This window comes from Shigella sp. SIG3 (genome assembly GCF_053555855.1).
On sequence record NZ_JBQZXE010000041.1, the window covers coordinates 1 to 21,663 of the forward strand.

Consider the following 21,663-nt stretch of genomic DNA (forward strand, 5'->3'; position numbering starts at 1 on the left):
TCACCTGCGGTCAGATAACGGATCGGGCGGTCACCGAGAATAAAAATCAGCTTTGCCGTTTCCTCCAGCTCTTCCATATTGTTGGCGGCTTCTTGCAGGCTTTCACCGCAAACCACTGGGCCATGATTTGCCAGTAAAAAAGCCTGATTGTCTGCTGCCAGTTCCGCCAGATCCTGTGCGATGCGTTTATCGCCCGGTCGGTAATAGGGCACCAGCGGGACATTTCCCATCCGCATCACCACGTATGGTGTGAACGGACGAATAACGTTGCTGCTGTCCAGCCCTTGCAGGCAGGAAAGCGCCGTCGACCATGTGCTGTGCAAATGCACCACCGCTTTACAGCGCGGATTGTTGCGATACAGCGCCAGATGAAAGAGCACCTCTTTCGAGGGTTTGTCACCACTTAACCATTCGCCATCCGCGGCGACTTTGGAAAGCCGCTGCGGATCGAGATTGCCCAGGCATGAACCTGTCGGTGTCGCCAGTAAATTCCCGTCAGGTAAAAGCAGCGACAGATTGCCAGCCGAACCGGTTGCATAGCCGCGCTGAAAGAATGAACTGGCAATCCGCGTCATCTCCTCTCGCAAAGACTGCTCTACTTTTGCGAAATCGCTCATGATAAAAACTCTCTTTGGGCTCGTGAAAAAAAGGCTTCATCACCGAAGTTGCCAGATTTAAGGGCGAGTGAGACAGGCTTATCCAGTGCGTTTACCCACGGCACGCCGGGGGAAATGGTTGGGCCAATATGAAACCCTTTTATGCCCAGGCTCTGTGTGACTACGCCGGAGGTCTCACCACCTGCGACAATAAAGCGTGTCATGCCTTCCGCTGCTAACCGCGCCGCTAGTTGAGAAAACAGAGTTTCTACTGCCTGACTGGCTTTTTGTGCACCGTATTGCTGTTGAATTGCTGCCAATGCGTCAGTGCTGGCGGTGGCAAAAACCAGTGGAGCAAGTACACTTTCCTGGCCCAGAACCCACTCTGCCAGTTCGTGAGCATAAGCGGCCAGAGTTTCGGTTGAGAGGCAGCGTGCCACATCAACTTCACGGGCTGGTGCAATTTGACGGTAATGTGCCACCTAGCGGTTGGTCATTTGAGAGCATGAACCGGAGAGCACTACGCCGCGCCCAGCGAGCGGACGCCCTGCTTCGCGAGCCTGGTTACCGTTTTCTTGCGCCCACTGCCGGGCCAGGCCAATCGCCAGACCAGAACCGCCCGTTACCAGTGGGGCATCGCGCAAGGCTTCTCCCTGAATTTCCAGATGGTGTTCGGTCAGCGCATCAAGCACCGCGTAGCGGTAGCCCTCTTGCTGTAAGCGAGCCAGCTCTTGACGAACGGCATCCACACCTTGTTCGAAAACATGTGCCGAAACGACGCCGCAGCGCCCTGTGGATTGCGCTTCAACCAGACGGGGAAGATAGCTGTTGGTCATGGGATTTACCGGGTGATGGCGCATCCCGGATTCGGCCAGCAGTTGATTCATTACGAACAAATACCCCTGATAAACCGTACGTCCGTTGACCGGCAGGGCCGGAGAGAAGACCGTAAACGGCGTGTCGAGAGCATCCATTAATGCATCGGTAACCGGGCCAATATTACCTTTCGCCGTACTGTCGAAAGTAGAGCTGTATTTGAAATAGATCTGTTTGCAACCTTGCTGTTGCAACCAGCTCAGAGCCGCCAGCGATTGCTGTGTGGCTTCAACCACCGGACAGGAGCGCGTTTTCAGGCTGATCACCAGTGCGTCGATTGCTTCCGGCATTTTACCTGTTGGAACACCGTTAATTTGTACCGTTGGTAGACCGTTTTCCACCAGAAAACTGGCGATATCCGTCGCGCCGGTAAAATCATCGGCGATAACGCCAATCTTGATCATGATTTCGCTCCCGGTAGAGTGATGCCAGAGAAAATCTTGATAACTGCGCTATCGTCTTCTTTCCCGTAACCCGCGTTACTGGCGCTGGTGAACATATTCAATGCTGTTGAGGCCAATGGCAGCGGGAAGTGCAGGGCTTTGGCTGTATCGGCAACCAGACCAAGATCCTTAACAAAAATATCGACGGCTGAATGCGGGGTGTAATCGCCATCCACCACATGACGCATCCGGTTTTCGAACATCCAGGAATTTCCGGCGGCATTGGTCACGACGTCATACATCACATCCAGCGGGATCCCCGCACGGGCTGCAAGTGCCATCGCTTCGGCTCCGGCAGCAATATGTACGCCCGCTAACAACTGGTGAATAATTTTTACGGTCGAACCTAGTCCCGGTTCTGCACCTATGCGATAAACTTTTCCGGCAACGGCTTCCAGCACGGGTGCCAGTCGTTCAAAGGCAATATCGCTACCGGAGGCCATGACAGTCATTTCACCGTTAGCGGCTTTTACTGCACCACCAGAAACTGGCGCATCCAGCATTTCCAGATCGAATCCAGCCAGAGCGGTAGCAATTTCTTGCGCATCAGCACTAGCGATAGTGGAAGAAACCATTACTGCCGTACCGGGTTTCAGATGTTGTGCAACGCCTGTTTCACCAAACAGCACCTGTTTAACCTGGGCCGCATTGACCACCAGCACCAGCAGAGCGTCCAGTTTTTCGGCAAACGTCGCGGCGTTATCAGAAACCCCGCAAGCACCTGCCTCTTTCAACGTAGCGCAGGCATTGCTGTTCAGGTCTGCGCCCCAGGTAGAAAAACCTGCGCGGACACATGACAGTGCTGCTCCCATTCCCATTGACCCTAAGCCAACGATACCGACATGAAACTCAGATCCCGTTTTCATCTGCTCTCCTTGTTAATTTAAGTGATATTTTGTTTGACATTGTGAATATAAGCGCTGGGAGATAACGATATGGTGAGCTGATTCACATAAATTAACATTTTGTGTTATTTTATGTGAACTAAGCGTTAGTTGCGCCGCGCACGTTTCGCAGGCAAATAGCGTAGAATGTCAGCAGGACAAAGGAAGGAGCAAAAGTTGATACCCGTAGAGCGTCGCCAAATCATCCTTGAGATGGTAGCTGAAAAAGGCATTGTCAGTATTGCTGAACTAACGGACAGAATTAATGTGTCACATATGACCATTCGTCGGGATTTACAAAAACTGGAGCAGCAGGGAGCCGTTGTGCTGGTGTCCGGAGGCGTCCAGTCTCCGGGACGCGTGGCGCATGAACCTTCTCATCAGGTAAAAACTGCGCTGGCAATGACGCAAAAAGCGGCTATTGGCAAGCTGGCGGCAAGTCTTGTTCAGCCGGGAAGTTGTATCTATCTGGATGCGGGAACGACCACGTTAGCGATAGCACAGCATCTGATTCACATGGAGTCACTGACTGTGGTCACAAACGATTTCGTTATTGCGAACTACTTGCTCGACAACAGTAATTGCACAATTATTCACACTGGCGGTGCAGTGTGTCGGGAAAACCGTTCCTGTGTCGGGGAAGCCGCTGCGACCATGCTGCGCAGCCTGATGATTGATCAGGCTTTTATTTCTGCATCGTCATGGAGTGTGCGGGGGATTTCTACGCCAGCGGAAGATAAAGTCACGGTGAAACGGGCGATTGCCAGTGCTAGCCGCCAGCGAGTTTTGGTCTGTGATGCGACGAAATATGGTCAGGTGGCGACATGGCTGGCGTTACCATTAAGCGAGTTTGATCAGATTATTACAGACGACGGTTTGCCGGAGAGTGCCAGTCGCGCGCTGGCGAAGCAGGATCTCTCTTTGCTGGTAGCGAAAAATGAATAATGGCCTGCAATAACATCTGGTTACTCATGCTTCACAGAAGAAGCATGAGACTACCTTATTTTATAAAATGACAGCCGCCCACTTTTCGGCGATCCGGTATCAATATAAATCTGGTTAGCGAACGTCTGAATGTTATCAAACATCATATGTCCAAATATAAAATAATCAGCGCCGTTTATTTGTTGTAACTCGCCATTAAGCGAGTTCTGCACACGATAAACAGGCCAGAGTAATTCGCTCTCCGCTATTTCTTTGTCAAAGAGATATTCATCACCCGGATAATCTGCATGTGCGATGACATATTTTATTATGTCGTTAGTGATTTCAATAATATGTGGAAGGTGATGGAATTTCAGCAACAGATCTATTGCCTCTTGTTGCAATCATTTAAATCGAAAAACCAGTCACCACCGCTGGCAAGCCACATATTGCCATCGCCGGTCGCGAACGCATCCAGCGCCATTGCTTCGTGGTTGCCTTTAACGGAGATAAACCAGGGCTGGTTTAGCAGGCGCAGGACGTCAAGACTCTCCGGCCCACGATCAATATTATCGCCGACAGAAATAAGTAAGTCGGTTTCGGGGAAAAAAGAGAGTTGATGTAAGCGGGATTGTAATAACTGATATTCACCATGAATATCACCAACGACCCATATATGGCGATAGTGATGGGCATTGATTTTTTGATAGCGTGTAGATGGCATGGTTTTACCCTGTAAAATAAGCTTTCCTATTATACAGGGTATTTTTATTTGATTCGTCAGTTGTCGTTAATATTCCCGATAGCAAAAGACTATCGGGAATTGTTATTACACCAGACTCTTCAAGCGATAAATCCACTCCAGCGCCTGACGCGGAGTCAGTGAATCCGGGTCGAGATTTTCCAGTGCTTCGACCGCAGGCGAAGTTTCTTCTGGCACTGACAGCAAAGACATCTGCGTACCATCCACTTGCGTCGCGGCGGCGTTCGGCGAAATGCTTTCCAGCTCACGCAGTTTTTGCCGTGCGCGCTTAATAACCTCTTTCGGTACGCCCGCCAGAGCAGCAACCGCCAGACCGTAGCTTTTGCTCGCCGCGCCGTCCTGCACGCTGTGCATAAAGGCGATAGTGTCGCCGTGCTCCAGCGCATCGAGATGTACGTTGGCGACGCCTTCCATTTTCTCCGGTAGCTGGGTCAGCTCGAAATAGTGGGTGGCAAACAGCGTCAATGCCTTAATCTTATTCGCCAGATTTTCTGCGCACGCCCACGCCAGCGACAGACCATCGTAGGTGGACGTTCCACGCCCGATCTCATCCATTAACACCAGACTGTATTCGGTGGCGTTATGTAAAATATTGGCGGTTTCAGTCATCTCCACCATAAAGGTTGAGCGCCCGGAAGCCAGGTCATCTGCCGCGCCTACGCGGGTAAAGATGCGATCGATAGGTCCAATCTCGACTTTTTGTGCCGGTACATAGCTGCCGATGTAGGCCATCAGCGCAATCAGTGCGGTCTGGCGCATATAGGTACTTTTACCGCCCATGTTCGGGCCGGTAATAATCAACATACGGCGCTGCGGCGACAGATTCAGCGGGTTAGCGATAAATGGCTCATTCAGTACTTGTTCAACTACCGGATGGCGACCTTCGGTAATGCGAATGCCCGGTTTATCAATGAAGGTCGGGCAGGTGTAGTTCAGGGTATAGGCCCGTTCCGCCAGGTTAACCAGCACGTCGAGTTCCGCCAGCGCGCTCGCGCTCTGTTGCAACGCTTCCAGATGCGGCAACAGCAGGTCGAACAGCTCTTCATAAAGCTGTTTTTCCAGTGCCAGTGCTTTGCCTTTTGAGGTGAGAACTTTATCTTCGTACTCTTTTAGCTCTGGAATGATGTAGCGCTCGGCGTTTTTCAGCGTCTGGCGACGCATGTAGTTGATGGGTGCCAGATGGCTTTGCCCACGGCTGATTTGAATGTAGTAGCCGTGCACCGCATTAAAGCCAACTTTTAGCGTGTCCAGGCCGGTACGTTCACGCTCGCGGACTTCCAGACGCTCCAGATAATCGGTCGCGCCGTCAGCCAGCGCGCGCCACTCATCCAGCTCTTCGTTATAGCCCGATGCGATAACACCACCGTCGCGTAACAGCACCGGCGGTGTGTCGATGATTGCTCGCTCCAGCAGATCGCGCAGCTCGGCAAACTCTCCCATCTTCTCACGTAGCGCCTGTACCGGTGCACTATCGACAGTTTCTAACTGCGCACGCAGCTCCGGCAGTTGCTGGAAAGCGTGGCGCATACGGGCCAGATCGCGTGGGCGAGCAGTTCGTAAAGCCAGACGTGCCAGAATACGTTCCAGGTCGCCGACCTGACGCAGTACCGGCTGCAACTCGGCGGTGAAATCCTGCAATGCGCCAATAGTTTGCTGGCGCTCAAGCAACACGCGAGTATCGCGCACTGGCATATGCAGCCAGCGTTTCAGCATACGACTACCCATCGGCGTGACGGTGCAGTCGAGCACAGAAGCCAGCGTATTTTCCGCACCGCCCGCCAGGTTCTGAGTAATTTCCAGGTTACGACGTGTCGCGGCATCCATAATGATGCTGTCCTGCTCACGTTCCATGGTGATAGAACGAATATGCGGCAGGGTCGTGCGTTGGGTATCTTTCGCATACTGCAACAGACAACCGGCAGCACAAAGTCCGCGCGGCGCGTTCTCGACGCCAAAACCGACCAGATCGCGGGTGCCAAATTGCAGATTCAACTGCTGGCGCGCGGTGTCGATTTCAAACTCCCACAGCGGGCGACGGCGCAGGCCGCGACGGCCTTCAATCAGCGACATCTCGGCGAAATCTTCTGCATACAGCAGTTCCGCCGGATTAGTGCGTTGCAGCTCTGCCGCCATCGTTTCGCGGTCGGCCGGTTCGCTCAGGCGAAAACGCCCGGAGCTGATATCCAGCGTCGCGTAGCCGAAACCTTTGCTGTCCTGCCAGATAGCCGCCAGCAGGTTGTCCTGACGCTCCTGTAACAGGGCTTCATCGCTGATGGTGCCTGGCGTAACGATACGCACAACTTTGCGCTCAACCGGACCTTTGCTGGTCGCCGGATCGCCAATTTGTTCGCAGATGGCAACGGACTCTCCCTGATTCACCAGTTTGGCGAGATAGTTTTCCACCGCATGGTAGGGAATCCCCGCCATCGGGATCGGCTCTCCCGCCGAAGCACCGCGTTTGGTCAGTGAAATATCCAGCAGTTGCGACGCGCGTTTTGCGTCGTCATAAAACAGTTCATAAAAATCACCCATCCGGTAAAACAGCAGGATCTCGGGATGCTGGGCTTTCAGCTTGAGATACTGCTGCATCATGGGCGTATGGGCGTCGAAATTTTCTATTGCACTCATGGGGTTATGTCCGGTTCCCTGATATTAAATGGGGTGTGATGGTTTTTATTTTCGTTGTAATCACATAAGGCGCACATGATACCGGAGTTAATCATTTCAGGGGAAGAAGCGAACGGCGAGTTCTTGATGCTGGTTCCGGGAAAGATGCTGTTTTGCAGCTTTTGCGTGATGCTTATGAAGCAAGTACGCAAAATTGTATCGATTGGCGAACCCTTCTTCTTTAGAGTCATAGTGCCCTTTAAGATTAAGATGTAATATAAATGCATCTTAATGAGGTGGAGGCAGCATGTCCGGCAAGCGTATCTCTCGTGAAAAACTGACGATTAAAAAAATGATCGATCTTTATCAAGCGAAATGCCCGCAGGCGTCAGCGGAGCCGGAGCATTACGAGGCGTTGTTTGTTTACGCGCAAAAGCGGCTGGATAAATGTGTGTTCGGCGAAGAGAAACCAGCCTGTAAGCAGTGTCCGGTGCACTGTTACCAGCCTGCAAAGCGTGAAGAGATGAAACAGATTATGCGTTGGGCCGGGCCGAGAATGCTGTGGCGTCATCCGATCTTAACCGTGCGTCATCTCATCGATGACAAGCGTCCGGTGCCAGAACTGCCGGAAAAATATCGTCCGAAAAAACCTCGTGAATAGTATGCCGGACAGGCAGATCTGTCCGGCAATTTGCAGTTAAATCAATGCCGATTTATCAATTCCCAGCCGCTTCATCCGTGACAGCAGGGTCGTGCGTTTCAGCCCCAGACGTTGCGCAGCGCCTTTAGGCCCGGCAACCACGCTGTTGGTTTCTTTCAGCACGCGCACAATCAACTGATATTCATCTTCGCCCTCCTGGGCGACAACCGTTGCGGCAGGCGGCGTTTCAGGCTCCGGTAAAGCAATATCTGGCAATGACAGCTGCAGCACGTTGCCGCGTGTTAGCAATACTGCGCGCTCAATGACGTTTTCCAGTTCGCGTACGTTACCCGGCCACTCCATGTTGCTCAAGGTGCGCAGCGTCTCGGCAGGAATGCTGTCGATATTGCGCCCCAGACGACGGGCAATTTTGAAGGTAAAGGCTTTCGCCAGCAGCGGAATATCTTCCGGACGCTCGCGTAGTGGCGGCAGGTGAATCGGGAATACGTTCAGGCGGTAATAGAGATCGCTACGGAACTCTCGGTCGGCGACCATTTTTTTCAGATCGCGGTTAGTCGCGGCAATTAAACGTACGTCCGTCTGAATGATTTTGTTGCTGCCGAGACGTTCAAACTCCTGTTCCTGCAATACACGCAGCAACTTCGGCTGTAACTCCAGTGGCATATCGCCCACTTCGTCGAGGAACAGAGAGCTTTTATCCGCCAGTTCAAAACGACCAATGCGCTGGGCGCTGGCACCGGTAAAAGCCCCACGCTCATGACCAAACAGATCGCTTTCCAGCAATCCGGCAGGCATCGCCGCGCAGTTCATTTTGACCATGCGGCGATTATTACGCCCACTGAGATTATGGATCGCACGGGCAATCAGCTCTTTACCCGTGCCAGTTTCACCGAGGATCAGCACGGTACTGTCACTTTGCGCCACCATTTCAACTTGTTTAAGCACGCTGTACATGGCTTCGCTGCGGCCAATAATCTCGCCAAATTCACTATCAACATTGTTGAGTTGCTCGGTCAGGGCGAGGTTTTCATCAACCAGCCGTTCTTTCAGACGATGGATTTCCTGATAGGCGAGGGCGTTATCGACAGCGATTGCCACACGTTCGGCAATCTGGCGCAGCAAATTCAGATTGGTAGTGGTAAACACTTTCTCTTCGCATTGCGCCAGTTTCAGCACGCCCAGCATGGTGTCGCCAGACATCAGCGGTAACAGGCACAAGGTTTGAATCTGGTTGCCCCAGGTGTCGAACAACATGCGTTCATAGGGGGCTAAATCGTCCCGCTCGTAGAGATTGATCAGCAGCATCTCTTTACTTTTGAACACGCGTTCGGTGAGGGTTCCGGCTTCATCGACTTCGCTCTGTTCGTGGGCGGGATGTTGTTTATCAAGATAGTGAGTGGAGTAGATGTTGAGTTTGTTTTTACGGTGGCTGCGTAAGACAATGCTGATATCGTCAATGTCGAAATAGTAATGGATTTCTTTGGCGACTTCGCTGACCAGTTCGTCCATATCCAGGCGGGAAAGCACCGCGTTGGTAATGGCAACCAGGATGCGGAAGTTATCGCGCTCCCGGCATAACAACTCATAGTCGACATTGTTGACGACGCGGCTCTGGATTTGTTCGGTGACGACAGAAACGATCTGCGTAAATGTTTGCAGACGATTGAACTCTTTTTCGCTCCAGGGACGATCGTCATAACGAATAAATTCACAGCCACCAAAAATATGCCCTCCCGCCGCCAGTGGCATCAGGCAATAGTGACCAAATTTGGGGTATAGCCCACCTGCGGCCAGCTGCGGCCAGGTTTCACAAAATTCTTCGTAACTGCAATGCAGCGTATCAGGGCGCGACAAAATGCTGCGTACCGGACCGTGTGCCAGAACAGTTTCGTCTTCATATTTAATGGGGGTGTCTTTTTCACGCGACGCGTAATAAGACGCACGTTGAGTCTGCGCTTGCCACAACACAATAGCCGCGTTGTCGGCGAGCGCAGAACGCTTTACCAGTTGCGAAAGAGCCTCACACAGCGAGGCCAGATCGGGCTGCTGCAATAGTGTCCGAGTGATGTCGAACAACCCTTGCTGTCCGAGATCACTCATCGGTGTATATGACATTTTGTTCTTCCAGGAAAGCACCGCAAAGCGGTGCAAAAGGTCATTGACTAACTATAGGAGATTTAGAATTTTATTAGCATATACGCGGAAGCGGTTCGGCGTGTGGTAAATCGAGGGTTCGTTTCACGCCATACAGACCGGCAAGACGAACACCTTTACGTTCCACCACTTCACCAATCAGCGCCGCGTCTTTCCCCAGTGGATGGGAATGTAACGCTGCCAGCACTTGCTCTGCCGCGTTGCGTTCAACGGCGATCACCAGTTTACCTTCGTTGGCAAAGTTCAGGGCGTCCAGTCCCAGCAATTCGCAAACGCCGCGCACGGCAGGTTTAACCGGCAGCGCTGATTCAGAAATTTCAATACCACAACCGCAGGCTGCCGCGAACTCATGAACCACCGCGTTTACACCACCACGGGTGGCATCACGCAGCGCTTTCACGCCGGGAATGTCACGCAGCGTCTGAATAAGCGGCGTCAGCACCGCGCAGTCGCTGACCAGTTCGCCATCCAGCCCCAGCTGCTCACGCAGGTTAAGGATAGTCGCCCCGTGGTCGCCGAGTGTACCGCTAACCAGCAATACATCGCCTGCGGTTAGCGTCTGTGCGCCCCAGTGAATATTCGCCGGAATTGCGCCCATGCCAGCGGTGTTGATAAACAGTTTATCTGCCGCGCCGCGCTGCACCACTTTAGTATCGCCAGTAACGATGGCAATGCCTGCCGTGCGGGCGGTTTCTGCCATGCTGGTCACTGCGGCTTTCAGTGTCTCCATCGGCAATCCTTCTTCGAGGATAAAGCCACAGGAGAGATAGCGCGGAATAGCGCCACTGACCGCAACGTCATTCGCGGTGCCGCAAATCGCCAGCTTGCCGATATTACCGCCAGGAAAGAACAGCGGGTCAATGACGTAACTGTCGGTGGAGAACGCCAGACGGTCGCCTTCCGCTACCAGCTGCGCCAGATCAAGACGTGCCTGATCTTCCTGCTCTGCCAGCCACGGGTTGGCAAAGGCTTCCATAAACAGGCTGTTGATTAATTGCTGCATCGCCTGGCCGCCGCTGCCGTGGGCGAGTTGGATATTATTCACGCTTCACTCTCCTGCTGACGATACTGATACCACGCGGCGCACGCTCCTTCGGAGGAGACCATCAGTGCACCAAATGCGGTTTGAGGATTACAGGTGTTACCAAACAGCGGGCATTGATGCGGCTTACATTTGCCCGTTAATACCTCACCACAACGCGCGCGCGGGTCATCGCAGACCTGCTGCGGTGCCGGGCGGAAATGTGCTTCGGCATCGAATCGTTGATAATCCGGCGTCAGGTGCACGCCAGAAGATTCAATCACGCCTAAGCCGCGCCATTCGCTGTCGCCGTTGACACAGAACACATCGGCAATCGCCTGTTGCGCCAGCAGGTTACCGGCATCCGGTACCACCCGACGATACTGATTCTCTACCTTGCTGTGGGCCGCTATTTTCTGCTCCACCAGCATGACCACGCCTTGCAGTAGATCAAGGGGTTCGAAACCAGCGACCACCAGCGGACGATGAAAATCGCTGGCGATAAAATTATAGGCATCAGTGCCGATAACCATACTAACGTGGCCTGGCGCGAGGAACGCGTCGATACCGTTATCCGGCTGTTCCAGCAAACTGCGCAGCGTCGGGATAAGCGTAATGTGCTGGCAGAAGAAGTAAAAATTCTGCACATCACGCGCTTTCGCCTGTTGCAGAGTGATGGCGGTGGTCGGCATGGTGGTTTCAAAACCTAAGCCGAAGAACACCACTTTGCGGGTTGGATTCTCCTGCGCCAGTTTCAACGCATCCATCGGCGAGTAAACGATGCGCACATCGGCACCGCGTGCTTTTGCCTGCAACAGCGATCCCTGTTTCCCTGGTACGCGCATGGCGTCGCCAAAGGTACAGAAGATGACTTCCGGATGGCTGGCAATCTCCACGCAGGTGTCGATTCTACCCATCGGCAGTACGCACACCGGGCAACCCGGACCGTGGATAAACTCAACGTTTTCAGGCAGTAACTGGTCGAGGCCGAATTTAAAAATGGCGTGGGTATGACCGCCACACACTTCCATAATCCGCAGAGGGCGTTCGGCGGTGTAAGAGAGATGTGAAGCACGTTCGCGCAGATGCTCAATTAACTGCATCACCTGTTCCGGCGCGCGATATTCATCAACAAAACGCATTATTTTTCCTCGCCATACAACAGCGCACCGACATCCGGCTCAACGTCAAACATGTTTTGTAAGGCGTCGAGAGTGTCGCGTGCTTCGGCTTCATTAATTACGCTCATGGCAAAGCCAACGTGAACCAGTACCCACTGGCCCACGCGCGGCTGACCGTTTTCATCGCAGCTGCCGACTAACGTTAAATCGACATCGCGCTGAATGCCGCAGACGTCGACTTTCGCCTGGTTGCCGTCAATGGTGCGGATCTGGCCGGGAACGCCTATGCACATCGCTGTGTCTCCAGCCAGTTCAGCCACTGGTCCATCCCTTCGCCGCTGGTGGCGGAAATAAGGATGATTTCAATTTCTGGATTGACTTCGCGGGCGCAGGCGATGCACTTCTCAACGTCAAAGTTGAGATACGGCAACAGGTCAACTTTGTTGAGCAGCATCAGCGAGGCGGCGGCAAACATATGCGGATATTTCAGCGGTTTGTCTTCACCTTCGGTAACGGAAAGCACCGCTACTTTGTGTTTTTCACCGAGATCGAAGCTGGCCGGGCATACGAGGTTGCCAACGTTTTCGATAAACAGAATACCGTTATCGTCCAGTGGCAGACGCGGTGCGGCGTCGGCAATCATCTGTGCGTCAAGATGGCAGCCTTTACCGGTGTTCACCTGAATCGCTGGTGTACCGGTAGCGCGAATGCGTGCGGCATCGTTCACGGTTTGCTGGTCGCCTTCAATAACCGCGCACGGAACGCTGTCTTTCAGGCGCATTAAGGTTTCCGTCAGCAGGGTGGTTTTACCGGAACCAGGGCTGGAAACCAGGTTGAGCACCAGTTGCTTGCGGGCAGCAAAGCGCGCGCGGTTGCGTTCAGCCAGACGGTTGTTTTTGTCCAGCACGTCAATTTCGACTTCCAGCATCCGACGCTGGCTCATGCCCGGTGTGTGAGTGCCCGCTTCGCCATGACCGTAATGCAGGTCGCCTTCTTCAGTCTGGCTGGGGGTAAATTCAGGCGCTTTAATGCCGGTGATTTTCATCTGCGGGCGTGCCGCCGGGGCAAATGGCGCGCTACGAAACGCGGAATGAGGGTTATGTTCATCACCCTCGATATACAGGTTGCCTTCACCGCAACCGCATGTTGTACACATCGCTCACTCCTGGTCTATTTCTATCCGCCGAATCTGTAAACCGTCGTCTGCCACAATCTGTAGCATGTCACCATGACACTGTGGACAGCGGCGGACGCGCTGGGTCAGTAGCGTCACATACTGTTGGCATGTTTCACACCAGCATTCGGCCTCTTGTTCTTCGAGGTGCAGTTTACAACCTTCCGCCACGCTGCCGCGGCAAACCAGATCAAAACAAAAGGCAAGAGAGCTGGTTTCGACACAAGAAAATGCGCCAATTTTGAGCCAGACCCCAGTTACGCGTTTTGCGCCGTGTTTTGCGGCCTGCTGTTCGATCAATTCCAGTGCCCGTTGGCAGAGGGTTATTTCGTGCATATCGCCTCCCATTAACTATTGCCAGCTACAAGCAATAATTGCGCCAGTGTTGATTATCCCTGCGGTGAATAATGTCGATGATGTCGAAATGACACGTCGACACGGCGACGAAATTCATCTTTAGCTTAAAAATCTCTTTAATAACAATAAATTAAAAGTTGGTACAAAAAATGCTTAAAGCTGGCATCTCTGTTAAACGAGTAACCTGACAATGACTATTTGGGAAATAAGCGAGAAAGCCGATTACATCGCACAGCGGCATCGTCGCCTACAGGACCAGTGGCACATCTACTGCAATTCGCTGGTTCAGGGGATCACGTTATCGAAAGCGCGCCTGCATCACGCCATGAGCTGCGCGCCGGACAAAGAACTCTGTTTCGTCCTTTTTGAACATTTTCGTATTTACGTCACCCTGGCGGATGGCTTTAACAGCCACACCATCGAGTATTACGTCGAAACAAAAGATGGCGAAGACAAACAGCGGATTGCGCAGGCGCAACTGAGCATTGACGGCATGATTGATGGCAAGGTCAACATCCGCGATCGCGAACAGGTTCTGGAACACTATCTCGAAAAAATCGCTGGCGTTTACGACAGCTTATACACCGCCATTGAAAACAATGTGCCGGTGAATTTAAGCCAACTGGTAAAGGGACAAAGCCCGGCAGCATGAGCTGAGGCTTTGCCCGTTTTGCAGGCGTTACGCCTGTTTGGGGATGGGCGTGTCGATGAGTGTCGAAAATGACATTTCATCGGCATGTTTTCGTCAAAAATGACAATCACCTGAGGAATGCCTGGTGAATCGTTTTGTAATTGCCGACTCCACGCTCTGTATCGGCTGCCACACCTGTGAGGCCGCCTGTTCAGAGACGCATCGCCAGCACGGCCTGCAATCAATGCCGCGCCTGAGAGTGATGCTCAATGAAAAAGAATCTGCGCCGCAGCTCTGTCACCACTGTGAAGATGCACCCTGCGCGGTGGTCTGCCCGGTTAACGCCATCACCCGCGTTGATGGGGCCGTGCAGTTGAATGAAAGTCTGTGCGTAAGCTGCAAACTGTGCGGCATCGCCTGCCCGTTTGGCGCAATTGAATTTTCCGGCAGCCGTCCGCTGGATATTCCGGCAAACGCCAATACCCCGAAAGCGCCACCGGCACCGCCTGCTCCGGCGTGTGTCAGCACATTGCTTGACTGGGTGCCAGGTATTCGCGCGATCGCCGTCAAATGTGACCTTTGTAGCTTTGATGAACAAGGTCCGGCCTGTGTGCGGATGTGCCCGACTAAAGCCCTGCATCTGGTGGATAACACCGATATCGCCCGCGTCAGCAAACGTAAGCGTGAGCTGACTTTTAACACGGACTTTGGCGATCTCACCTTGTTTCAGCAGGCTCAAAGTGGAGAGGCTAAATGAGCGCAATTTCCCTGATCAATAGCGGCGTGGCATGGTTTGTCGCCGCCGCTGTTCTGGCATTTCTCTTTTCTTTTCAAAAAGCGCTAAGTGGCTGGATAGCCGGAATTGGCGGCGCGGTTGGTAGTCTGTATACGGCAGCCGCGGGCTTCACTGTACTGACTGGCTCGGTTGGCGTGAGCGGTGCGCTGTCGCTGGTAAGCTACGATGTGCAAATCTCCCCGCTTAACGCGATTTGGCTGATTACCCTCGGTCTTTGCGGTCTGTTTGTCAGCCTCTATAACATTGACTGGCATCGCCACGCGCAGGTGAAGTGCAACGGCTTGCAGATCAATATGTTGATGGCTGCCGCCGTCTGCGCCGTCATCGCCAGCAACCTCGGCATGTTCGTGGTAATGGCCGAAGTCATGGCCTTGTGTGCGGTGTTCCTCACCAGCAACAGCAAAGAGGGCAAACTGTGGTTTGCGCTGGGGCGTCTTGGCACTCTGCTGCTGGTGATTGCTTGCTGGCTGCTGTGGCAGCGTTATGGCACGCTGGATCTGCGCCTGCTGGATATGCGTATGCAACAGCTGCCGCTCGGTTCCGATATCTGGCTGCTCGGTTCCGATATCTGGCTGCTCGGTGTGATTGGCTTTGGCCTGCTGGCTGGGATTATTCCGCTGCACGGCTGGGTGCCGCAGGCACATGCTAACGCCTCTGCGCCAGCTGCCGCGTTGTTTTCTACGGTAGTCATGAAAATTGGCCTGCTGGGCATGTTAACCCTGTCACTGCTGGGCGGTAATGCACCGCTGTGGTGGGGGATCGCGCTGCTGGTGCTCGGCATGATCACCGCGTTCGTCGGTGGTCTGTATGCGTTGATGGAACACAACATCCAGCGCCTGCTGGCTTACCACACCCTGGAAAATATCGGCATTATCCTGCTGGGGCTGGGGCTGGGGCTGGCGTAACGGGTATCGCGCTCGAACAACCGGCGCTGATTGCTCTTGGCCTGGTCGGTGGTCTGTACCATCTGCTTAACCATAGCCTGTTCAAAAGCGTACTGTTCCTCGGGGCGGGGAGCGTCTGGTTCCGTACCGGTCATCGCGATATCGAAAAACTCGGTGGTATTGGCAAGAAAATGCCGGTTATCTCCATCGCCATGTTAGTCGGGTTGATGGCAATGGCTGCGCTGCCGCCACTGAACGGGTTTGCCGGGGAATGGGTTATCTATCAATCCTTCTTCAAACTGAGCAATAGCGGCGCGTTTGTTGCCCGTCTGCTGGGGCCGCTGCTCGCTGTGGGTCTGGCAATTACCGGTGCGCTGGCGGTGATGTGTATGGCGAAAGTCTATGGCGTCACGTTCCTCGGCGCGCCGCGTACCAAAGAAGCCGAAAACGCCACCTGTGCGCCGCTCCTGATGAGCGTAAGCGTAGTGGCACTGGCGATTTGCTGCGTAATTGGCGGTGTTGCTGCGCCGTGGCTGCTGCCGATGCTCTCTGCTGCTGTACCTCTGCCTCTGGAGCCTGCTAACACCACCGTTTCTCAACCAATGATCACATTGCTGCTGATTGCCTGCCCGCTGCTGCCATTCATCATTATGGCGATTTGCAAAGGCGACCGCCTGCCGTCACGTTCCCGCGGTGCGGCCTGGGTGTGCGGCTACGACCATGAAAAATCAATGGTGATTACCGCTCACGGTTTTGCCATGCCGGTTAAACAGGCGTTTGCGCCAGTGCTGAAACTGCGCAAATGGCTGAATCCGGTGTCGCTGGTGCCGGGCTGGCAGTGCGAAGGTAGTGCGTTGCTGTTCCGCCGGATGGCGCTGGTTGAACTGGCGGTACTGGTGGTGATTATTGTTTCACGAGGAGCCTGAGAATGAGTGTTTTATATCCGTTAATTCAGGCGCTGGTGTTATTTGCCGTTGCGCCGCTGCTCTCCGGTATTACCCGCGTGGCGCGCGCCCGTCTGCATAACCGTCGCGGGCCGGGCGTGTTGCAGGAGTATCGCGACATTATCAAACTGCTGGGCCGCCAGAGCGTTGGCCCGGATGCCTCTGGCTGGATGTTCCGCCTGACGCCGTATGTGATGGTGGGCGTCATGCTGACTATCGGTTCTCCGCTGCCGCAACTGGGCGATTTGATCACCTTACTGTATCTCTTCGCCATCGCGCGTTTCTTCTTTGCCATTTCCGGTCTGGATACCGGTAGCCCGTTTACCGCTATCGGTGCGAGCCGTGAAGCGATGCTTGGCGTGCTGGTCGAACCGATGTTGCTGCTTGGTCTGTGGGTTGCCGCACAGGTTGCCGGTTCCACCAACATCAGCAACATTACCGACACCGTTTATCACTGGCCGCTGAGCCAAAGCATCCCGCTGGTGCTGGCGCTCTGCGCCTGTGCGTTCGCCACTTTTATCGAAATGGGCAAACTGCCGTTCGACCTGGCGGAAGCCGAGCAGGAGTTGCAGGAAGGTCCGCTCTCCGAATACAGCGGTAGCGGCTTTGGCGTCATGAAATGGGGTATCAGCCTGAAACAGCTGGTGGTGTTGCAGATGTTCGTCGGGGTGTTTATTCCGTGGGGACAAATGGAAACCTTCACCGTCGGTGGACTGCTGCTGGCGCTGGTGATTGCCATCGTCAAACTGGTGGTCGGCGTCCTGGTTATCGCGCTGTTCGAAAACAGTATGGCCCGTCTGCGTCTTGATATTACTCCGCGCATTACCTGGGCTGGGTTTGGCTTTGCATTTTTAGCGTTCGTCTCCTTGCTGGCGGCGTGATTAAAGAGAGTTTGAGCATGTCTGAAGAAAAATTAGGTCAACATTATCTCGCCGCGCTGAATGAGGCATTTCCAGGCGTCGTGCTGGACCACGCCTGGCAGACCAAAGATCAGCTGACTGTCACCGTAAAGGTGAACTATCTGCCGGAAGTGGTGGAGTTTCTCTACTACAAGCAGGGTGGCTGGCTGTCGGTGCTGTTTGGTAACGACGAACGCAAACTGAATGGTCATTACGCCGTTTATTACGTGCTGTCGATGGAGAAGGGCACCAAGTGTTGGGTAACGGTTCGCGTCGAAGTTGACGCCAACAAACCGGAGTATCCGTCCGTGACGCCGCGCGTTCCGGCGGCGGTGTGGGGCGAGCGCGAAGTGCGCGATATGTACGGTTTGATTCCGGTTGGTCTGCCGGATGACTGGCCGGATGAACTTTATCCGCTGCGTAAAGACAGCATGGATTATCGTCAGCGTCCGGCACCGACTACCGATGCTGAAACCTACGAGTTCATCAACGAACTGGGCGACAAGAAAAACAACGTCGTGCCGATTGGTCCGCTGCACGTCACTTCTGACGAACCGGGTCACTTCCGTCTGTTCGTCGATGGCGAAAACATTATCGACGCCGACTACCGTCTGTTCTACGTCCATCGCGGTATGGAAAAACTGGCGGAAACCCGCATGGGTTATAACGAAGTGACCTTCCTCTCTGACCGTGTGTGCGGGATCTGCGGCTTTGCCCACAGCACCGCCTACACCACGTCGGTGGAAAACGCGATGGGTATTCAGGTGCCAGAACGCGCGCAGATGATCCGCGCCATTCTGCTGGAGGTGGAACGCCTGCACTCGCATCTGCTCAACCTCGGCCTCGCCTGTCACTTTACCGCCTTCGACTCCGGCTTTATGCAGTTCTTCCGCGTGCGTGAAACCTCCATGAAAATGGCAGAGATCCTTACCGGTGCGCGTAAAACCTACGGCCTGAACCTGATCGGCGGGATTCGTCACGATCTGCTGAAAGATGACATGATCCAGACCCGCCAGCTGGCGCAACAAATGCGTCGTGAAGTGCAGGAGCTGGTGGATGTGCTGCTGAGTACGCCGAACATGGAACAACGCACCGTCGGCATTGGTCGTCTGGACCCGGAAATCGCCCGCGATTTCAGTAACGTTGGCCCGATGGTTCGCGCCAGCGGTCTCGCCCGCGATACTCGCGCCGATCACCCGTTTGTCGGTTATGGCCTGCTGCCAATGGAAGTCCACAGCGAGCAGGGCTGCGACGTTATTTCCCGTCTGAAAGTGCGAATCAACGAGGTCTATACCGCGCTGAATATGATCGACTACGGTCTGGATAACCTGCCGGGCGGTCCGCTGATGGTGGAAGGCTTTACCTACATTCCGCACCGTTTCGCGCTGGGCTTTGCCGAAGCGCCGCGCGGCGACGATATCCACTGGAGCATGACCGGCGACAACCAGAAGCTGTACCGCTGGCGCTGCCGTGCCGCGACCTACGCGAACTGGCCGACCCTGCGCTACATGCTGCGTGGCAATACCGTTTCCGATGCGCCGCTGATTATCGGTAGCCTGGACCCTTGCTACTCCTGTACCGACCGCATGACCGTAGTCGATGTGCGTAAGAAGAAGAGCAAAGTGGTGCCGTACAAAGAACTCGAGCGTTACAGCATTGAGCGTAAAAACTCGCCGCTGAAATAAGGAATCGCCATGTTTACCTTTATCAAAAAAGTCATCAAAACCGGCACGGCGACCTCGTCTTATCCGCTGGAGCCGATTGCGGTTGATAAAAACTTCCGTGGTAAGCCAGAGCAGAACCCGCAGCAGTGCATCGGCTGCGCGGCTTGCGTCAATGCCTGCCCGTCAAACGCCTTAACGGTTGAAACTGACCTCGCCACAGGAGAGCTGGCGTGGGAGTTTAATCTCGGGCGCTGCATCTTCTGTGGACGCTGCGAAGAAGTTTGCCCGACGGCGGCGATCAAACTGTCGCAAGAGTACGAACTGGCGGTGTGGAAGAAAGAAAACTTCCTGCAACAGTCCCGCTTCGCGCTGTGCAACTGCCGCGTCTGCAATCGTCCTTTCGCCGTACAGAAAGAGATCGACTACGCCATTGCGCTGCTTAAGCACAATGGTGACAGCCGCGCGGAAAACCACCGCGAAAGCTTTGAGACTTGCCCGGAATGTAAGCGCCAGAAATGCCTGGTGCCGTCCGACCGTATTGAACTGACTCGCCATATGAAAGAGGCCATCTGATGAGCAATTTATTAGGCCCCCGTGACGCCAACGGCATTCCGGTCCCGATGACGGTGGATGAATCCATCGCCAGCATGAAGGCGTCGTTACTGAAAAAAATCAAACGTTCTGCCTATGTTTACCGCGTGGACTGCGGCGGCTGCAACGGCTGCGAAATCGAAATTTTCGCCACGCTTTCTCCGCTGTTCGATGCAGAACGCTTCGGCATTAAAGTCGTTCCTTCACCGCGTCATGCGGATATTTTACTGTTTACCGGCGCGGTCACCCGTGCAATGCGATCCCCTGCGCTGCGTGCGTGGCAGTCCGCGCCGGACCCGAAAATCTGTATCTCATACGGTGCCTGCGGTAACAGCGGCGGGATCTTACACGATCTCTACTGCGTGTGGGGCGGTACGGATAAAATTGTCCCTGTGGATGTTTATATCCCTGGCTGCCCGCCAACGCCTGCCGCCACGCTGTACGGCTTTGCAATGGCGCTCGGCCTGCTGGAGCAGAAAATTCACGCCCGTGGGCCGGGTGAACTGGATGAACAACCGGCGGAGATCCTGCATGGCGATATGGTGCAGCCGCTGCGCGTGAAAGTGGATCGCGAAGCACGTCGCCTGGCGGGTTATCGTTACGGTCGTCAGATTGCCGATGATTACCTTACACAGTTAGGGCAGGGCGAAGAACAGGTTGCACGCTGGCTGGAAGCGGAAAACGATCCGCGTCTGAACGAGATTGTCAGCCATCTGAATCATGTTGTTGAAGAGGCGCGTATCCGATGAGTGAAAAGGTGGTGTTCAGTCAACTGAGCCGTAAATTTATTGATGAGAACGATGCCACGCCCGCCGAGGCGCAGCAGGTGGTCTATTACAGCCTGGCGATTGGTCACCACCTTGGGGTTATCGATTGCCTGGAAGCGGCGCTCACCTGCCCATGGGATGAATATCTGGCATGGATTGCCACTCTGGAGGCGGGCAGCGAAGCCCGCCACAAAATGGAAGGCGTACCGAAATATGGCGAGATCGTCATCGACATTAACCATGTGCCGATGCTGGCCAACGCATTCGATAAAGCCCGGGCAGCGCAAACTTCGCAGCAGCAGGAATGGAGTACAATGCTGTTAAGTATGCTGCATGATATTCATCAGGAAAACGCCATCTATTTGATGGTGAGGAGACTGCGTGACTGACGTTTTACTCTGTGTTGGCAATAGCATGATGGGCGATGATGGCGCTGGCCCGCTGCTGGCGGAAAAGTGCGCCGCCGCGCCGAAAGGTAACTGGGTGGTGATTGACGGCGGTAGTGCACCGGAAAACGACATCGTCGCCATCCGTGAACTGCGCCCGACACGACTGCTGATTGTCGACGCCACGGATATGGGGCTAAACCCCGGCGAAATCCGCATCATCGACCCGGATGATATCGCCGAGATGTTTATGATGACTACCCATAACATGCCGTTGAATTACCTTATCGACCAGTTAAAAGAAGACATTGGTGAAGTGATTTTCCTCGGCATTCAGCCGGATATCGTCGGCTTTTACTACCCGATGACCCAGCCGATTAAAGATGCGGTAGAAACCGTTTATCAACGACTGGAAGGCTGGGAAGGAAATGGTGGATTTGCGCAGTTAGCGGTGGAAGAAGAATAATTCTCCATCAGGGAATTCAGGGAATTCAGGGAATTCAGGGAATTCAGGGAATTC

General features: G+C 54.1%; 20 protein-coding genes and 3 pseudogenes. 12 read left to right on the forward strand and 11 right to left on the reverse strand.

Going from position 1 to position 21,663, the window contains the following annotated elements:
- The 3 genes and pseudogenes from otnC to ltnD all read right to left on the reverse strand — a co-directional run.
- Window positions 1-617, reverse strand: a 617-nt coding sequence (gene otnC / locus ACUU1I_RS09710) for a 3-oxo-tetronate 4-phosphate decarboxylase (RefSeq protein ID WP_312787549.1), incomplete at its 3' end; no start/stop codon positions are given.
- A pseudogene (gene otnK / locus ACUU1I_RS09715) lies at window positions 614-1,876 on the reverse strand (3-oxo-tetronate kinase). The gene otnC and the pseudogene otnK, both read right to left, overlap by 4 nt.
- A complete protein-coding gene (gene ltnD, locus ACUU1I_RS09720; RefSeq protein ID WP_000847961.1) occupies window positions 1,873-2,781 on the reverse strand; it encodes an L-threonate dehydrogenase in 909 nt (302 codons plus the stop codon). Before ltnD ends, otnK begins: the two are co-directional and overlap by 4 nt.
- Before the next feature lie 195 nt (window positions 2,782-2,976).
- On the opposite strand from ltnD, the gene ygbI reads away from it, so the two are divergent.
- Window positions 2,977-3,744, forward strand: a complete 768-nt coding sequence (ygbI, locus tag ACUU1I_RS09725) for a DNA-binding transcriptional repressor YgbI (protein WP_000613355.1) — start codon at window positions 2,977-2,979, stop codon at window positions 3,742-3,744.
- 50 nt (window positions 3,745-3,794) lie between these two features.
- On the opposite strand, the pseudogene pphB reads toward ygbI, so the two are convergent.
- Together pphB and mutS are read right to left on the reverse strand one after the other, a co-directional pair.
- Window positions 3,795-4,447, reverse strand: a pseudogene (gene pphB, locus ACUU1I_RS09730) (protein-serine/threonine phosphatase).
- A 105-nt stretch (window positions 4,448-4,552) separates the two neighbouring features.
- A complete protein-coding gene (mutS, locus tag ACUU1I_RS09735; protein ID WP_001272893.1) occupies window positions 4,553-7,114 on the reverse strand; it encodes a DNA mismatch repair protein MutS in 2,562 nt (853 codons plus the stop codon).
- A 75-nt stretch (window positions 7,115-7,189) separates the two neighbouring features.
- Here mutS and ACUU1I_RS09740 point away from each other — a divergent pair, with 75 nt between their 5' ends.
- Together ACUU1I_RS09740 and ACUU1I_RS09745 are read left to right on the forward strand one after the other, a co-directional pair.
- Window positions 7,190-7,369: a hypothetical protein gene (locus tag ACUU1I_RS09740; RefSeq protein WP_000611929.1), complete on the forward strand. Its 180-nt coding sequence runs from the start codon at window positions 7,190-7,192 to the stop codon at window positions 7,367-7,369.
- Between the two features lie 31 nt (window positions 7,370-7,400).
- Window positions 7,401-7,754: a nitrous oxide-stimulated promoter family protein gene (locus ACUU1I_RS09745; protein ID WP_000015498.1), complete on the forward strand. Its 354-nt coding sequence runs from the start codon at window positions 7,401-7,403 to the stop codon at window positions 7,752-7,754.
- Between the two features lie 36 nt (window positions 7,755-7,790).
- Here the strand turns inward: ACUU1I_RS09745 and flhA are convergent, their stop codons facing one another.
- From flhA to hypA, 6 genes are all read right to left on the reverse strand, one after another.
- Complete coding sequence (gene flhA, locus ACUU1I_RS09750; RefSeq protein WP_005070607.1) at window positions 7,791-9,869, reverse strand: formate hydrogenlyase transcriptional activator FlhA; 2,079 nt, start codon at window positions 9,867-9,869, stop codon at window positions 7,791-7,793.
- 73 nt (window positions 9,870-9,942) lie between these two features.
- Window positions 9,943-10,953 carry a hydrogenase maturation carbamoyl dehydratase HypE gene (gene hypE / locus ACUU1I_RS09755; protein ID WP_001059908.1) on the reverse strand — a complete coding sequence of 337 codons (1,011 nt, stop codon included), beginning with the start codon at window positions 10,951-10,953 and terminating at the stop codon, window positions 9,943-9,945.
- Window positions 10,950-12,071: a hydrogenase formation protein HypD gene (gene hypD, locus ACUU1I_RS09760; RefSeq protein WP_001212982.1), complete on the reverse strand. Its 1,122-nt coding sequence runs from the start codon at window positions 12,069-12,071 to the stop codon at window positions 10,950-10,952. Before hypD ends, hypE begins: the two co-directional genes overlap by 4 nt.
- Window positions 12,071-12,343, reverse strand: a complete 273-nt coding sequence (gene hypC, locus ACUU1I_RS09765) for a hydrogenase 3 maturation protein HypC (RefSeq protein WP_000334881.1) — start codon at window positions 12,341-12,343, stop codon at window positions 12,071-12,073. The genes hypD and hypC overlap by 1 nt, the downstream gene beginning before the upstream one ends.
- Complete coding sequence (hypB, locus tag ACUU1I_RS09770) at window positions 12,334-13,206, reverse strand: hydrogenase nickel incorporation protein HypB (RefSeq protein ID WP_000337685.1); 873 nt, start codon at window positions 13,204-13,206, stop codon at window positions 12,334-12,336. The genes hypC and hypB overlap by 10 nt, the downstream gene beginning before the upstream one ends.
- Window positions 13,207-13,209: 3 nt before the next feature.
- Window positions 13,210-13,560: a hydrogenase maturation nickel metallochaperone HypA gene (gene hypA, locus ACUU1I_RS09775; protein ID WP_001299100.1), complete on the reverse strand. Its 351-nt coding sequence runs from the start codon at window positions 13,558-13,560 to the stop codon at window positions 13,210-13,212.
- A 211-nt stretch (window positions 13,561-13,771) separates the two neighbouring features.
- Here hypA and hycA point away from each other — a divergent pair, with 211 nt between their 5' ends.
- The 9 genes and pseudogenes from hycA (at window position 13,772) to hycI (ending at window position 21,609) form a co-directional block, all read left to right on the forward strand.
- Window positions 13,772-14,233: a formate hydrogenlyase regulator HycA gene (hycA, locus tag ACUU1I_RS09780; protein ID WP_000158056.1), complete on the forward strand. Its 462-nt coding sequence runs from the start codon at window positions 13,772-13,774 to the stop codon at window positions 14,231-14,233.
- Between the two features lie 124 nt (window positions 14,234-14,357).
- Window positions 14,358-14,969 (forward strand): formate hydrogenlyase subunit HycB, encoded by a 612-nt coding sequence (gene hycB, locus ACUU1I_RS09785; RefSeq protein WP_001079180.1) that lies wholly within the window; start codon window positions 14,358-14,360, stop codon window positions 14,967-14,969.
- Window positions 14,966-16,818, forward strand: a pseudogene (gene hycC / locus ACUU1I_RS09790) (formate hydrogenlyase subunit 3). Before hycB ends, hycC begins: the two are co-directional and overlap by 4 nt.
- Window positions 16,819-16,820: 2 nt before the next feature.
- Window positions 16,821-17,717: a formate hydrogenlyase subunit HycD gene (hycD, locus tag ACUU1I_RS09795; RefSeq protein ID WP_000115209.1), complete on the forward strand. Its 897-nt coding sequence runs from the start codon at window positions 16,821-16,823 to the stop codon at window positions 17,715-17,717.
- Window positions 17,718-17,734: 17 nt separating this feature from the next.
- Window positions 17,735-19,420, forward strand: a complete 1,686-nt coding sequence (gene hycE, locus ACUU1I_RS09800; RefSeq protein WP_005070598.1) for a formate hydrogenlyase subunit HycE — start codon at window positions 17,735-17,737, stop codon at window positions 19,418-19,420.
- 9 nt (window positions 19,421-19,429) lie between these two features.
- Entirely contained in the window at window positions 19,430-19,972 is a 543-nt protein-coding gene (gene hycF, locus ACUU1I_RS09805; protein WP_000493794.1) for a formate hydrogenlyase subunit HycF, read from the forward strand.
- Window positions 19,972-20,739, forward strand: coding sequence for a formate hydrogenlyase subunit HycG (gene hycG, locus ACUU1I_RS09810; RefSeq protein ID WP_000067406.1), 768 nt, complete (start codon window positions 19,972-19,974; stop codon window positions 20,737-20,739). Before hycF ends, hycG begins: the two co-directional genes overlap by 1 nt.
- Window positions 20,736-21,146, forward strand: a complete 411-nt coding sequence (gene hycH / locus ACUU1I_RS09815) for a formate hydrogenlyase assembly protein HycH (protein WP_001291916.1) — start codon at window positions 20,736-20,738, stop codon at window positions 21,144-21,146. Before hycG ends, hycH begins: the two co-directional genes overlap by 4 nt.
- A complete protein-coding gene (gene hycI / locus ACUU1I_RS09820; RefSeq protein ID WP_000132961.1) occupies window positions 21,139-21,609 on the forward strand; it encodes a hydrogenase maturation peptidase HycI in 471 nt (156 codons plus the stop codon). The genes hycH and hycI overlap by 8 nt, the downstream gene beginning before the upstream one ends.
- The last annotated feature ends 54 nt before the right edge of the window (window positions 21,610-21,663 follow it).